Raw genomic sequence first — 13,940 nt, 5'->3', positions numbered from 1 at the left:
CTTCATGCTATATTCTCAATTCGTAATTCCTCCGAGCGCTCTGTACAACGAAACCATTCCCTGGTAAATATTCCGCCTGGTATTGACGAGTGCCAGTTCTGCTTCCAGTACATTTTTTTGAGCGGTAATCACTTCCAGGTAGTTAGCATAGCCTGTAGAAAAGAGGATGTTGGCAGTGGATACGGCCTGCTGCAATACCAGTACTTCCTTATTTTTCAGGGTGTAGGTGGATTGCTGGTTGTCTACTTTGTTCAGAGCAGATGCTACTTCCTGATAGCCATTTACGATTGCCTGCTGATAATCATAGAAAGCGCTGTAGGCATTGGCGGTGCTAATGTTGTATTGCGCTTTCAATTGTTTTTTATTGAAGATGGGTGCCACGAGGTTACCGGCTGCGCCCCAGGCAATAGAAGCAGGCGATTGAAACAGCAGGCCTGCTTTGAAGGCATTGAAGCCTGCATAGGGCGTGATGGTGAACGAAGGCAGGAAGGCGGCCCGGGCAGCCTTAACATCTGCTTTGGCGGCCGTAAGTTCCAGCTCTGCGCGTTGAACGTCGGGCCGCTGCAGGAGCAGACTGGCAGGGATGCCTTTCTTTACGGCATCGGGCAATGACAGTGAATCTTTTACGGAGCTGCGCAGCACCGGTTGGGGAAGTTTTCCCATGATCGCATTCAGCTGGTTTTCCAGTGATGCGATTTCCTGTTTTACGCCATATTCCAGTGCCTGTGTACTTAGCAGCTGTGCTGTGAATTGCTGGACGGCCAGCTCAGTGGCCCTGCCTCCTTCCTTTTGTATGTGAACAGTAGCTGCTGCTGCTTCCTGCAGTTTAATGTTGCGTTGTATAATAGCCAGTTCGTTATCCATTGCCAGCAATTCGTAATATAGTCCTGTTACGCCTGCTACCACCTGTGTAGCCAACAGCCGGCGTCCCTGTGTACTGGCCAGAAAACGGGCGTAGGTGGCCTGACGCTGGCTTTTCAGTTTGCCCCACAGATCAATTTCCCAACTGCTCCGTAAGCCGGCGAAATATTCCGGCGTAGGATCCGGGATGCGCTGATCCTTGCCGATATTGGGCGAAAGGTTAGTATCGAAATTACCAACGTCGTTCATGGTATAGTCGGCATACTTATCTACACCGGCGGAAAGCGACAGATTCAATGAGGGCAACCAGGCGTTTTTTGCCATCATCAGGTTGGCCTGAGCCACTGAAACCCTTTTTGCTGCCGACAGCAGGTCGAAGTTGTTTTGTAGCGCGGTATCGATCAGGTTGCGGAGATGCGGATCTGCAAATACCTGTTTGAAGCTGGCCAGCGATAAGGTGTCGGCCGATTCGCCGGATACAACGGGAACGGACACACGCTCCGGCAGCTGCAGCGCTTTTTGAGTGCTGCAGGCCGCCGTGGCTGTAACGATACCGGCATAAACAAGGTACTGGTATATTCGTTTATTCATTAGTGTAAGCTTTTAGTTCTGTAGTCTTTTTTCTGATCATGGAGGCGAACAGCACGTATAATCCGGGTATGATCAGTACGCCGAAAATGGTACCTATCAGCATTCCTCCCGCAGCGGCTGTACCGATAGAGCGGTTACCCATTGCGCCCGCACCCGTGGCAATACATAGTGGGATCAGGCCGGCGATGAATGCAAAGGAGGTCATGAGTATAGGACGTAACCTGGATACGGCTCCTTCTTTGGCTGCATCCGGAACGGATGCACCGTGTTTATTTCTCAGGATAGCAAATTCCACTATCAGAATCGCGTTCTTACCCAGCAGGCCTATCAGCATTACCAGTGCCACCTGTGCGTAGATATTGTTTTCCAGTCCCAGCAGCTTCAGTGAAAGGAATGCACCGAAGATCCCCGCCGGCAGTGAAAGCAGCACCGGCAGTGGAAGCAGGAAACTCTCGTATTGAGCGGCGAGCAGCAGATATACGAATACCAGCACGATGATGAAAATGTACACGGCCTGGTTCCCGGAGAGGATCTGTTCGCGGGTCATACCGCTCCACTCGTAACTATAGCCTCTGGGAAGCTCTCTGGCAGCTATTTCCTGCACGGCTGCAATGGCCTGGCTGCTGCTGTAGCCAGCGGCGGCATCTCCATTGATCATGGCAGCTGTGTACATGTTGTAGCGTGTGAGTTGTTCCGGACCGTATACGCGTTCGAGTTTTACGAAATCGGAATAGGAAACCATTTCTCCCCGGTCGTTCTTGACGTAGAGCCGCAGCAGGTCGTCTGGTTTGGCACGATAGGTTGGGCCAGCCTGTACCATCACTTTATACATCTGACCGAAGCGGATGAAGTTGGACGCATAAAAGCTACCCATCAGGGTCTGCAGATTGTCCATCGCATTTTCAATGCTCACGCCTTTCTTGGCCGCCATGGCCTGGTCTACATGGATGAGGTATTGCGGAAACTCGGCGTCGAAGCTGGTGAAGGCGCTGCCTATTTCCGGCCGTTTCTTCAGCGCATCGATGAACTGGTTGGTTACCTGGGCCGTTTGTCGCAGGTCGCCGCTGCCGCTGCGATCGAGGAGCCTGAGTTCAAATCCGCTGGAGTTTCCGAAGCCAGGAACGGTAGGAGGAGGGAAGAATTCTATTTTAGCATCGGCGATATGAGCCGTTCGTCTTTGAAGTTCGGTGATGATATGCTGAACAGAAGCTTTGCGTTCATCCCAGGGCTTGAGATTCACCATCCCCATACCATAGGAGGCGCCGGCCACTTCGTTAACAAGACTGTACCCTGCCAATGTAGATACGGATTCCGTTTCCTTCATCGCAGCAGCTACTTCCTGCACCTGATCCAGTACTTCTTCTGTACGCTCTACGGTGGCGCCGGGCGGAGTGGTTACGTTGACGTAGATCATACCCTGATCTTCCGTAGGAATGAAACCGGAAGGAAGGATAGCACTGATTCCCCAGGTGGCAGCAAAAAAGAAAATAAGACAAGCGAGGGTAACCAGTCGCCGGCCTGCGATAAAGCTGACCAGTCTGGCGTATTTATTTTCTGTGGCACTGTAACCCTTGTTGAAAGCGTTAAAGAAACGCTGCAACAGATTCTTTTCAGGCTGCCGGCCGGTGTTATGTTTCAACATAATGGCACAGAGTGCAGGCGTTAACGTTACTGCATTGATACCAGATATCACAATGGAGATGGCGAGTGTGAGTGAGAACTGACGATAGAAAACGCCCACCGGACCGGAGAGGAACGCCACCGGGATAAATACCGCCGACATCACCAGCGTGATAGCAACCAGTGCACCGCTGATTTCCCGCATGGCCGCCAGCGTGGCTTCCATAGGAGGGAGATGTTCTTCGCTCATTTTTACATGCACCGCCTCCACCACTACAATAGCGTTATCTACTACAATCCCGATGGCCAATACCAATGCGAACAAAGTGAGGAGGTTGATGGAGAAGCCCATCATCTGCATAAAAGCCAGGGTACCTATCAGCGCCACCGGAACAGCGAGGGCCGGAATAAGGGTGGAGCGGAAATCCTGGAGGAAAATAAATACCACTATGAACACCAGCAGAAACGCTTCGAAGAGCGTACGTACTACTTCGTGTATAGATGCGTCGAGGAAGCGGGATACGTCGTAGTTAAAGTTATAGGTCATGCCGGGAGGAAACGAAGTATTTTTCATTTCTTCCATTTTCAGCTTTACATTATTGATCACCTCGCGGGCATTGGATCCCGGGCGCTGTTTGAGCATGATGGAGGCGGAAGGTTTGCCATCTGTTTTAGATACCATGCTGTAGGTCAGCGAACCGAATTCCACATCTGCCACATCTTTGAGGTGCAGTACGGACCCATCCTGGCCGGCGCGGAGCACGATCTGGCGGTATTGCTCCGGTTCGAAGAATTTCCCGGTGTAGCGCAATACATACTGTAGCATCAGCGGGTGCTTATCGGAACTTTCTCCGGTTTTTCCTGGTGCTGCTTCAATATTCTGTTTACGGATGGCCGCAATCACTTCAGCCGCCGAAACGTTGTAGGCCAGCATCCTGTCGGGTTTCAGCCACACGCGCATGGCATATTCCTTTGCTCCCATGATTTCTGCGCGGCCCACGCCATCGATACGCTTCAGCTCCTGGAGCACGTTGATGTCGGCAAAGTTGTAAATAAACTGTTCGTTCAGGGTAGTGTCTTCACTCATCACGTTGAGGTAGAGCAACATACTGTTCACCTCCTTTTCCGTGGTCACACCGGCTTTGATCACTTCTTCCGGAAGTTCATCAATAATAGTGGCTACGCGGTTTTGTACGTTTACGGCCGCCTGATCAGGATCTGTGCCTACCTGGAAAAAGACCTGGATAACGGTGATGCCGTCATTACTGGAAACAGACGACATATACGTCATGCCGGGAACCCCGTTGATAGCGCGTTCCAGCGGAGTAGATACGGCTTTGGCGGATACTTCAGCATTGGCGCCGGTATATTTCGCAGTTACCGTTACCGAAGGAGGTACGATATCGGGGAATTGTGTTACTGGCAGCGTGAATAAGGCAAGCAGGCCTACCAGTGTGATAATAAGCGATATGACCAGTGATAACACTGGTCGTTTTATGAAAGTATCAAACATTACATGCTGATTTCAGCCGGATAGCTGTGATTATAAACTCAATAAACTGTCCATGGGCACCTGGTGCGGAACGATGCCCGCGCCGTCGCGTATATTCCGCACACCCTCGCATACAATACGTTCACCAGCGCGCAGGCCGGATTGAACGATATAGAAATGAGAGAAGCGGGCTTGCGGAATGAAGTTTCTCATCTTTACCTTATTGCCGGCATCTACCACAAAAACGTAGTTTTTGTCCTGCATTTCAAAGACGGCTTTCTGTGGTATGATGATGACGCTGTCCATTTCAGAGGTGAGCTTCACAGTACCACTGGCGCCATGTTTGAGCAGTTTGGATGGATTAGGGAACCGGGCCCGGAATGCAATGGAGCCGGTATTTTCTTCAAACTCGCCTTCAATGGTTTCTATTTTACCGGGGTGGTTATAGTCGGCTCCATCTGCCAGCACCAGCGACACCTGGCGATAGCTGTTGTCGCCTTTGGCAATGGCTTTATTGTATTGCAGGTACTCTGTTTCAGATACGTTGAAGTAAGCATATATTTCGCGTGTATCCGATACCGTTGTCATCAGGGTACCTTCGCTGATCAGACTACCTTTTTTCAGCGGAATCCGGTCGATGATACCATCGAAAGGGGCGCGGATACTGGTGAAAGAAAGATGCATTTCGGCATTGGCAACGGCGGAACGGGCTTCTTCTATTTTAGCCTGTGCGGCGTCGAGCCGGGCATTGGCTACTTCCAGTTCAGAGGCGGCCACTACTTTTTTATCGACCAGTAATTTTACGCGGTCTGTTTCGAGTGCAGCTGATTTGCTTTCTGCGATCATACTGCTGAGCACTGCTTTGGCTTTCGTTAATTCGGCCCTGTATTCCGCATCACTGATGCCGAAGAGCAGCTGACCTTTCTTAACTTCCTGGCCTTCATCGATATATATCTTATCCAGAAAACCGTTTACGCGGGCACGTATTTCCACGTTCTGCACTGCCTGTATATCTGTTACGTAAGAGCGGTGCAGTAAGGTGTCTTTTGTTACCAGAGTAGTAACAGGTAGTGTTTTCAATTCCTCTTTGTTGGTACTTTCCCCCCTGGTGGCGCAACCAGCCATGAAAAGAGCGATCAGCGATGTCAGGATCCCTGTATATTGACGCATAACAATAAAATATTGATTCCGGAAATACCGGAATAGGTGAATACAACACAACACAATGTCAGAGCGGAGTCCGGACATTATTCAAGAATGATGATAATAAGAGCGTGTGCTGATCAGAACGGGGTAAACCGGAAGAGAAATGAATAGTACGCTGGTAGAAAAGATTTCTGGTAGGTATATTCCCCGGTTTTATTTTCCGGGAGATAGATACATTGGTTGGAGCTATCGGTATCCAGGTATACAATGCGGGTAGCCATGCTAACCTGCGGAGCTGTTGCGGAAATATACCAGCGGGTTTTATGCCGGTGCCGGGTAACATGCCATAGATCGCAGGCGCCATTGTCATCGTCGTCTGCTTCCAGGTGAACCGGAAGCTTGTTTAGCAGGCGCAGCAGGTGATCCTGCTGGGCCATCTGGAATTTTATCTCCTGTATTTCATAGACGATCTGGTGTCTGTGGGCGCCAGATACAGGCAGGAGGCCACTTACCAGCTGTAAGCACAGCAGTAAGATGACAGTTGTCCAGCGTTTTGATATGGGCCCGCCATTGTACATTGAAGTGCAAATTTAATGAGATTTTAATTTTTCTGTTCGTTAGATTATTGTAATGGGAATTTGGCGGGATGACTGGTAACGGAAAATAAAAGGCTGGCTCTATAGGAGCCAGCCTTTTCCACTCAGCACAGGATTGATTTGTTAACTATTTGATCACCTGCATAGCTGATTTTGCAGCTGCGATGGTGGCATCGAGATCTTCAGTAGTGAGGGCATTACACATAAACCAGCTTTCAAATGCAGAAGGCGGCAGGTAGATGCCACGTTCCAGCATAGCGTGGAAAAAGCGTTTAAACAGTTCATTATTTGCTGCGGAAGCTGAGGAAAAGTCAATGATGGGATATTCGGTAAAATGTGCACTCAGCATGGATCCCAGCTGGTTAACACTGTGTACCACACCGGCAGCCCCGAAGGCTTCTTTCAGTCCGTTTACAAGATAAGCGGCTTTTTCTTCCAGCTGCTGATATATCACCGGGTTGTTGTTGAGTGTTTCCAGCAGGGTATAACCGGCTATCATGGCAATAGGATTACCGCTCAGTGTGCCGGCCTGGTATACTTTACCGGCGGGTGCGAGGAACTCCATGATTTCTTTTGGTCCGGCTACTGCACCTACCGGCATACCGGCGCCAATGATCTTACCGAAAGTGACGAGGTCGGCCCGGATACCCAGTAGTTCCTGTGCGCCGCCACGTGCGAGGCGGAAGCCGGTCATCACTTCATCGAAAATGAGGAGTATATTATTTTCATCGCAGAGCTTACGCAGTCCTTCCAGGAATCCTGCCTGTGGCAGGATACAGCCCATGTTACCGGCTACCGGTTCTACAATAATAGCGGCAATCTGTTCAGGATTGGCTGCGATCAGTTGTTCAACCGCGGGCAGGTTATTGTAGGGTGCTGTCAGCGTATCGTCTGCTACAGTAGCGGTAACGCCCGGAACGGACTGGATGCCCAGCGTAGCTACGCCGCTGCCTGCACTTACGAGAAAAGCATCTGCATGCCCATGGTAGCAGCCTTCGAATTTGATGAATTTATTCCGGCCGGTATATCCCCGGGCCAGTCTGATAGCGGTCATGCAGGCTTCAGTGCCTGAGTTAACCATGCGTACCATCTCTATATTAGGTACCATGCTCACTATCAGTTCTGCGATTTTTATTTCCAGTTCAGTAGGCGCCCCAAAAGATGTGGAATAGGTGGCATATTCCTGTATGGCTTTTACAACGGGTTCATACGCATGTCCGAGGATCATTGGGCCCCAGGAGTTGATATAGTCGATGTAACGGTTCCCGTCTACATCATACATATAAGCGCCCTTTGCCCGTTCCATGAACACAGGCGTACCGCCCACGCTTTTGAAGGCACGAACGGGAGAGTTGACACCGCCGGGAATTACCTGTTTGGCCTTCCCGAATAATATTTCACTTTTGCTGTACATCTGTTTGGGTGATTTATGGTGTTCCGCAAGATACTGAATTATGCGTTCAGCAGTTTTACGGCATCTTTTGCAAAATAGGTAGCAATCAGGTCGGCTCCAGCGCGTTTGAGGCTGGTAAGACTTTCAATAATTGCCTTGTTTTCGTTGAGCCAGCCACGTTCAGCAGCAGCTTTGATCATGGCATATTCTCCGCTGACATGGTATGCACTAACGGGAACGGTAGTACGATCTTTAATGATACGGATGATATCCATATAAGCCATTGCGGGTTTCACCATTACGATATCGGCGCCTTCTTCAATGTCCATCAGTGTTTCTTTGATAGCTTCGCGGGAGTTGGCGAAATCCATCTGGTAGGTTTTCTTATCTCCGAAGCCGGGAGCGGAGTCCAGGGCATCTCTGAAGGGTCCGTAAAAACAGGAAGCATATTTGGCGCTGTAGGCCATGATACCGGTTTTATCGAAACCATTTTGTTCCAGTATGTTGCGTATCGCAAGTATACGGCCGTCCATCATGTCGCTCGGTGCTACGAAATCGGCGCCGGCCTGTGCGTGGCTGAGGCTCATGCGGGCAAGTACTTCCACGGTAGGATCGTTGACGATTTCCGTACCTTCCACAATTCCGTCGTGGCCATAGGAGGAATAAGGATCCAGGGCAACATCCGTCATTACCACCATTTCCGGAATAGCATTCTTGATACCACGGATGGCACGCTGCATCAGGCCATTGGGATTTACGGCTTCTGTTCCTTTGTTATCTTTCACACTATCCGGTGCTTTCACAAAAAGCAATACACTTTTAATTCCGAGGCTCCACAGTTCTCTGGCTTCCTGAATGGTAAGGTCCAGTGAGTACCTGAAATAGCCTGGCATAGAGCTGATCTCTTCCTTCACATTTTCTCCTTCGGTTACAAATAACGGGGCGATGAAATCGCTGGGTGTTAAAATTGTTTCCGCTACCATTGCGCGAATGGCGGGAGATACTCTTAAAATTCTGTTTCTTCTGATCATCTTTATAAAATTTTTTATTGTTTTATTTTGCCCATTCCCTTGGTTTCAGGTATTCTTCCAGCTGCGCTTCGGGGCTACCTGGAGTAGTGTGAAAGTCGTATTCCCAGCGGGCTACCGGTGGCAGGCTCATCAGAATAGATTCCGTGCGGCCATTTGTTTTCAGCCCGAACAGTGTTCCCCTGTCGTGAATAAGATTGAACTCCACATAACGTCCGCGCCTATACGCCTGCCAGCTTCTGTGGGCATCTGTATAGGGTATATGTTTTGTTTTTTCGACAATCGGAAGATAAGCCTCGAGGAAGGCATTGCCATTGGCTTTCGAAAAGCTGAGCAGCTCTTCTGCGCTCCTGTCGGGCCCCGGGCGGAGATAGTCATAGAATATTCCGCCTATACCGCGAGCTTCGTTGTTGCGGTGTTTGTTGATAAAGTATTCATCGCAGTGCTGCTTGTATTTCGGATACAATTCTTTCCCGAACGCATCACAGGCGTTTTTGAAAGTCTGGTGAAAATGTATCCCGTCCTGCTCGTCCAGGTAGTACGGAGTCAGGTCGGCGCCGCCGCCGAACCAGCTGTCTTTCAGTGTACCGTCCTGTTCGTACAGTTCGAAATAGCGGAAATTCGCATGCACTGTCGGTACAAAAGGATTCAGCGGATGTATTACCAGCGAAATACCGCAGGCCATGAAACGGCTGTTATTGACACCGAACTGTTGCGCCATTACCTCTGGTAAATCTCCGTGTACTATTGATGTATTTACTCCTCCTTTCTCAAACACATTACCGTCAACGATCACGCGCGATTTGCCCCCACCGCCGCCAGGGCGTTCCCAGCGGTCTTCCCGGAAAACAGCTTTGCCATCGGTTTGTTCGAATGCAGTGCAGATGCTGTCTTGCAGGTGATGTATAAACGATATGAATTCAGTTTTTACAGACGACATAAATCAGGATTTAGCATTTAACAGCTCGCTGCTTTTACTGTTTCAACGAAAGCTTTTGCGTGATCTACTGGAACATTGGGTAAGATACCATGTCCGAGATTTGCGATATAGCGTTGAGTGCCGAAGCGTTTCAGCATTTCCTTCACTGATTTTTCTATCTCAGGGATGGGAGCCATCAGTTTAGCCGGATCGAAATTACCCTGAAGGGTAGTGTTGTTGCCGGCGAACTGGCGGGCCAGCTCGGGTTTAATGCACCAGTCGATACCGAGGCCATGGGCGCCTGTGGCGGCCATATCTTCCAAAGCAAACCAGGCTCCTTTGGCAAATACGATAGTAGGGCAGATATCTTTCATTGCTGCCACTATCTGGCGGATATATTGCAGGGAGAAATTCTCAAAATCCTGCGGACTGAGTAAGCCACCCCATGAATCGAAGATCTGTACGGTATCGGCGCCTGCGGCCACCTGGCCTTTCAGGTAGGCGATAGTGGTATCGGTGATCATCTGCAACAGCTGGTGGGCTACTGCCGGTTGCTGATAGCAGAAGGCTTTTGCCTCATCAAAGGTTTTAGAGCCTTTACCCTGTACCATATAGCAGAGCAGGGTCCAGGGCGCGCCACCGAAGCCTATCAGCGGCACACGGCCATCGAGTGTTTTTTTAGTAAGTTTCAGTGCATCAAAAACGTAGTGCAGCCGCTCGTGTACATCGGGAACGCATATACGGCTGAGATCTGCTGCAGATTTAATCGGATCAGGCAGCAGTGGCCCAACTTTTTCTACCAGTTGTACTTCCAGGCCCATTGCCTGGGGAACTACCAGTATATCGGAGAAAATAATAGCAGCATCCACACCTACCTGGTCTACCGGCATTACGGTGATTTCCGTAGCCAGCTCCGGGTTTTCGCAACGTTCAAAAAAAGAATATTTATCGCGCAGTTTAATATAATCGGGAAGATAGCGGCCAGCCTGGCGCATCATCCATACGGGCGTGCGGGAAACTGTTTCGCCTCTAAGGGCCTTCAGCAGTAAATCGTTCTTTAATGCGCTCATTCGTAGCAGTTAATGTTGTTAAAATAAAATATAGCTGTTTGCACCATGCTCTCATCGGAGGTGCTGGTGCTGACGATGATCCTGTTATCGGTATGCTCCTGCAGTGTGGTGGCAGTAGTTCTGCCGATTGCGAAGCAAACGGTTTTGTGGTGCAGTCTGTTGGCAGACAGGTAACTCTTCACCGCACTGGGGCTGAAGAATAGTATACCATCATAGTCGTCCGCTACCACCTGCGGTGTTGCCGCATTTTCATATATCACATATTCGTTCACGGTAATACCAGCGGCACGCAGCAAACCAGGGAGTTCATCGCGGCGTTGGTTACCGCAATAAAAATTCACGGTGTTGATATCACCTCTGGCGATGATGGCAGCCGCCAGTTCACTGCCATACGGTGCTGATGCCAGTATGGTAGCTTCTCTGAAAACTTCGCCTGCTTTTTTCAGCGTATTGCCGGATATACAGCATATCAGTGCCTTATCCGTGTTAAAGCAGGTATTAAGTTCATTGCTGCCGGGCCGGAACCGGGAGGGGAGAAAGTAATGTTGTTCCAATACTTTTAACGCATTGGCGCTTGTAAAAACAGAAATATTGGGAGCCTGGAATATATCCGATACAAAGCCGGTAGCTGTAGCGGTGGAACTGCCTGGTGCAGCCATCCCCCATTGAGCCGGAGTTGTGCCTCTGAGGGCCGTATTGGTCAATGGTTTGATCTGTATAAACTCCCGGATGTCAATATCAATACCTTTCTCCCGGGCTACAGCCAGAAGGGTCTCAGGCAGCGGCCTGGTGCAAAGTACACGGTATTTTTTATCATCTGGCATTTCTGATCTGAGCTACAATTTCAGCGCCACCCTGCGCCATAATTTCCTCTGCGGCTGCTTTTCCGAGATCTGCTGCTGCTGACAGCGGGAGTTCTCTGGAAACGCTGAAGAACTGCGTTCCGTCGAGGCTGCAGAGCTCTCCACTGAAATGTACGGTATTGTGTTGTATATGGGCGTATGCGCTGATGGGAGTAGTACATCCGCCCATCAGGGTACGTAAAAATTCTCTTTCTATCTGTGTTGCCAGCGCTGTTTCCTGGTCATTGAATGCTGCGCATGCTTCGAGGCAGAAGCTGTCATTTTCCCTGCATACCGCCACTACTGCGCCCTGTGCAGGGGCTGGCAGCATCCAGTCGAGATCAATGGAATTAGCGGGGCGGACATTGATTCTTTCCAGTCCTGCAACGGCGAAAATAGCACCATCCCAGTTTTCTTCCGCGAGTTTCTTCAGCCGGGTATTTACGTTCCCACGAAGATTGTGTAACTGATGCTGCGGATAGCGGCGAAGCCATTGCGCTTTGCGGCGTACGCTGCTGGTAGCGATATTGGCGATATAGCCGGATTGATCCAGGAATGCGGTGTTGTTTTTATATACCAGCAGATCCTTTACCGGCCCGCGTTTTAATACGGCTGCCTGTGTGATGCCTGTTGGTAATTGGGTAGGAACGTCTTTAAAAGAATGCACCGCAACGTCGATACGGTTATTGAGTAGTGCAAGGTCGAGGCTTTTGGTGAAAATACCCTGAACACCGATTTCATACAACGGGGTTACAAGATCAATATCGCCTTCACTTTTGATGGGCACCAGTTCGGTGCGGTAACCCTGTGCGGTGAGCAGACTATTCACCTGATTGGCCTGCCACAATGCCAGTTGACTTTCTCTGGTACCTATCCTGATAACTTTATCCATTACTTATGCCTGGTTAGCCCCTGTCTCAAAAATATCGTTGATCATGGCAATATAGAGATCACTCTTGTCGGTTTCCTTACGCACTTTGCCTGCCATGAGATTAATCATTTTCTGTATAATACGGGAGGATACCAATTCCACATCTTCCAGTTTGTAATGGCCTCCGTTTTTTTGAAGTTGTATTTCACGCGTGTGTATCTCCTGCAGTTTGTCTTTCACCGCTTTCAACACTACAGCGTGTTTGCGCATTTTGTACCAGTAAAGGAACTCCTCCATATGCTCTTCGATGATAGCGAGGGCTTTGGGTACTTCACCCAGCCTGTTCTGCAATGTTTCATCCTGTACTTTGGAGAGTTCATCCACGTTTACCAGTGTAATACCGGGTAGTTCGCCCACGGCAGCTTCCACATTGAAAGGGATGGAAAGGTCCACTACCAGTTTGGGAGAAGTATTGCGAAGATGCTCCGCAAGTACAGTAGGCTGTGGTGCATTGGACGCCACCAGTATCACATCTGCCTGCTGCATTTCGCTTACCATATTCTCGTAAGGCGCATATCTGAGCCCATGCTCGCCGGCAAAATCAGCAGCTACTTTCGTGGTGCGATTGATGAGTGTGATCTCTTTCACTCCCAGGTACCCGATCATGTTCTTGCAGGTATTACGGCCTATTTTGCCAACACCAATGAGCACGATCTTTTTATCTTTTATATCAGGGCATATCCGTTCCAGCATACGTACAGTAGCAAAAGCCACTGATACGGTGCCTTTACTGAGGCCTGTTTCTGTTTTGATTAATTTGGAAACCTGGAAAACGCTGTTCACCAGTCGTTCCAGGAAACTACCAAGACGCTGTTGTTCTTTCGCGAACCGGGTAGCATTGCGTATCTGGCCTACGATCTCGTAGTCGCCCAGGATCTGTGAATCCAGGCCTGTGCCAACCTGGTACAGGTGTCTGACAGCGTCTTCTCCTGATTTGACATACGCTAATTCTTCCAGCTGACTTCTTTCTCCGTTAGATTCTTTACATAGCAAATCCAGTAGCTGCCCGGGATTAGCAGCAAATCCGTACAATTCAGTTCTGTTACAGGTAGATAGTACAAAAAGATCGTCTAATTGTTCCTGTTTCGCCTGCTCCAGGAGTGTGTGATACTGTGCCTGGTTGATGGCGTATAACCCCCTGATAGCAGCGTCTGTTTTCTTATAGTTGATCCCAACAATATGAAAATTTGCTATTTCTTTTGAATGACTGACCTGCATGTTCTAGTATAAGCTTCCGGTTGCAAAAGTACTTTCATACGCTTCAAACAAACGGGTTTCGCTGTCATTAGTGTGTCATTTCTCCTACTGGTAATCATATCGACGAAAAAATGATTTTTATCAGTTTTTGTCTTTACAAAAGGATGACAGTTTTCCGTTTTTCCGGTGATAAAATTACAGCTGAAAATTACAAATCGCAAGTACCCGGAGAGGCCGCAGGGAGCGGGTATGAT

The 13,940-nt window shown here is 49.4% G+C and carries 11 protein-coding genes; all 11 read right to left on the bottom strand.

The genetic code is table 11. The features are described 5' to 3' along the window. Window positions 1–15: 15 nt before the first annotated feature. Window positions 16–1,452 (bottom strand): TolC family protein, encoded by a 1,437-nt coding sequence (locus UNH61_RS23610; protein WP_326994478.1) that lies wholly within the window; start codon window positions 1,450–1,452, stop codon window positions 16–18. Then, window positions 1,445–4,585: an efflux RND transporter permease subunit gene (locus tag UNH61_RS23605; protein WP_326994477.1), complete on the bottom strand. Its 3,141-nt coding sequence runs from the start codon at window positions 4,583–4,585 to the stop codon at window positions 1,445–1,447. Before UNH61_RS23605 ends, UNH61_RS23610 begins: the two co-directional genes overlap by 8 nt. Before the next feature lie 30 nt (window positions 4,586–4,615). Beyond that, window positions 4,616–5,734: an efflux RND transporter periplasmic adaptor subunit gene (locus UNH61_RS23600; RefSeq protein WP_326994476.1), complete on the bottom strand. Its 1,119-nt coding sequence runs from the start codon at window positions 5,732–5,734 to the stop codon at window positions 4,616–4,618. A 113-nt stretch (window positions 5,735–5,847) separates the two neighbouring features. Further along, window positions 5,848–6,288, bottom strand: coding sequence for a hypothetical protein (locus UNH61_RS23595; protein ID WP_326994475.1), 441 nt, complete (start codon window positions 6,286–6,288; stop codon window positions 5,848–5,850). Between the two features lie 145 nt (window positions 6,289–6,433). Continuing rightward, entirely contained in the window at window positions 6,434–7,720 is a 1,287-nt protein-coding gene (hemL, locus tag UNH61_RS23590) for a glutamate-1-semialdehyde 2,1-aminomutase (RefSeq protein ID WP_326994474.1), read from the bottom strand. Between the two features lie 38 nt (window positions 7,721–7,758). After that, window positions 7,759–8,730, bottom strand: a complete 972-nt coding sequence (gene hemB / locus UNH61_RS23585) for a porphobilinogen synthase (RefSeq protein ID WP_326994473.1) — start codon at window positions 8,728–8,730, stop codon at window positions 7,759–7,761. Between the two features lie 22 nt (window positions 8,731–8,752). Then, window positions 8,753–9,667 (bottom strand): oxygen-dependent coproporphyrinogen oxidase, encoded by a 915-nt coding sequence (gene hemF / locus UNH61_RS23580; RefSeq protein ID WP_326994472.1) that lies wholly within the window; start codon window positions 9,665–9,667, stop codon window positions 8,753–8,755. 17 nt (window positions 9,668–9,684) lie between these two features. Next, window positions 9,685–10,716: a uroporphyrinogen decarboxylase gene (gene hemE / locus UNH61_RS23575; protein WP_326994471.1), complete on the bottom strand. Its 1,032-nt coding sequence runs from the start codon at window positions 10,714–10,716 to the stop codon at window positions 9,685–9,687. Then, window positions 10,713–11,540, bottom strand: coding sequence for a uroporphyrinogen-III synthase (locus UNH61_RS23570; RefSeq protein ID WP_326994470.1), 828 nt, complete (start codon window positions 11,538–11,540; stop codon window positions 10,713–10,715). Before UNH61_RS23570 ends, hemE begins: the two co-directional genes overlap by 4 nt. Further along, window positions 11,530–12,450, bottom strand: a complete 921-nt coding sequence (hemC, locus tag UNH61_RS23565; protein WP_326994469.1) for a hydroxymethylbilane synthase — start codon at window positions 12,448–12,450, stop codon at window positions 11,530–11,532. Before hemC ends, UNH61_RS23570 begins: the two co-directional genes overlap by 11 nt. A gap of 3 nt (window positions 12,451–12,453) precedes the next feature. After that, window positions 12,454–13,707, bottom strand: coding sequence for a glutamyl-tRNA reductase (gene hemA, locus UNH61_RS23560; RefSeq protein WP_326994468.1), 1,254 nt, complete (start codon window positions 13,705–13,707; stop codon window positions 12,454–12,456). Between the last annotated feature and the right edge of the window lie 233 nt (window positions 13,708–13,940).

The organism is Chitinophaga sp. 180180018-3 (assembly GCF_037893185.1).
In the GTDB taxonomy this organism is placed as follows: Bacteria; Bacteroidota; Bacteroidia; order Chitinophagales; family Chitinophagaceae; genus Chitinophaga.
This window is presented reverse-complemented; position numbering and strand designations above follow the sequence as displayed.

Coding starts and splice junctions, on each gene's coding strand:
- UNH61_RS23610 (WP_326994478.1), bottom strand. CDS start 1,452: ATGAATAAACGAATATACCAGTACCTTGTTTATGCCGGTATCGTTACA.
- hemF (WP_326994472.1), bottom strand. CDS start 9,667: ATGTCGTCTGTAAAAACTGAATTCATATCGTTTATACATCACCTGCAA.
- hemL (WP_326994474.1), bottom strand. CDS start 7,720: ATGTACAGCAAAAGTGAAATATTATTCGGGAAGGCCAAACAGGTAATT.
- hemA (WP_326994468.1), bottom strand. CDS start 13,707: ATGCAGGTCAGTCATTCAAAAGAAATAGCAAATTTTCATATTGTTGGG.
- hemC (WP_326994469.1), bottom strand. CDS start 12,450: ATGGATAAAGTTATCAGGATAGGTACCAGAGAAAGTCAACTGGCATTG.
- UNH61_RS23595 (WP_326994475.1), bottom strand. CDS start 6,288: ATGTACAATGGCGGGCCCATATCAAAACGCTGGACAACTGTCATCTTA.
- UNH61_RS23605 (WP_326994477.1), bottom strand. CDS start 4,585: ATGTTTGATACTTTCATAAAACGACCAGTGTTATCACTGGTCATATCG.
- UNH61_RS23600 (WP_326994476.1), bottom strand. CDS start 5,734: ATGCGTCAATATACAGGGATCCTGACATCGCTGATCGCTCTTTTCATG.
- hemB (WP_326994473.1), bottom strand. CDS start 8,730: ATGATCAGAAGAAACAGAATTTTAAGAGTATCTCCCGCCATTCGCGCA.
- hemE (WP_326994471.1), bottom strand. CDS start 10,716: ATGAGCGCATTAAAGAACGATTTACTGCTGAAGGCCCTTAGAGGCGAA.
- UNH61_RS23570 (WP_326994470.1), bottom strand. CDS start 11,540: ATGCCAGATGATAAAAAATACCGTGTACTTTGCACCAGGCCGCTGCCT.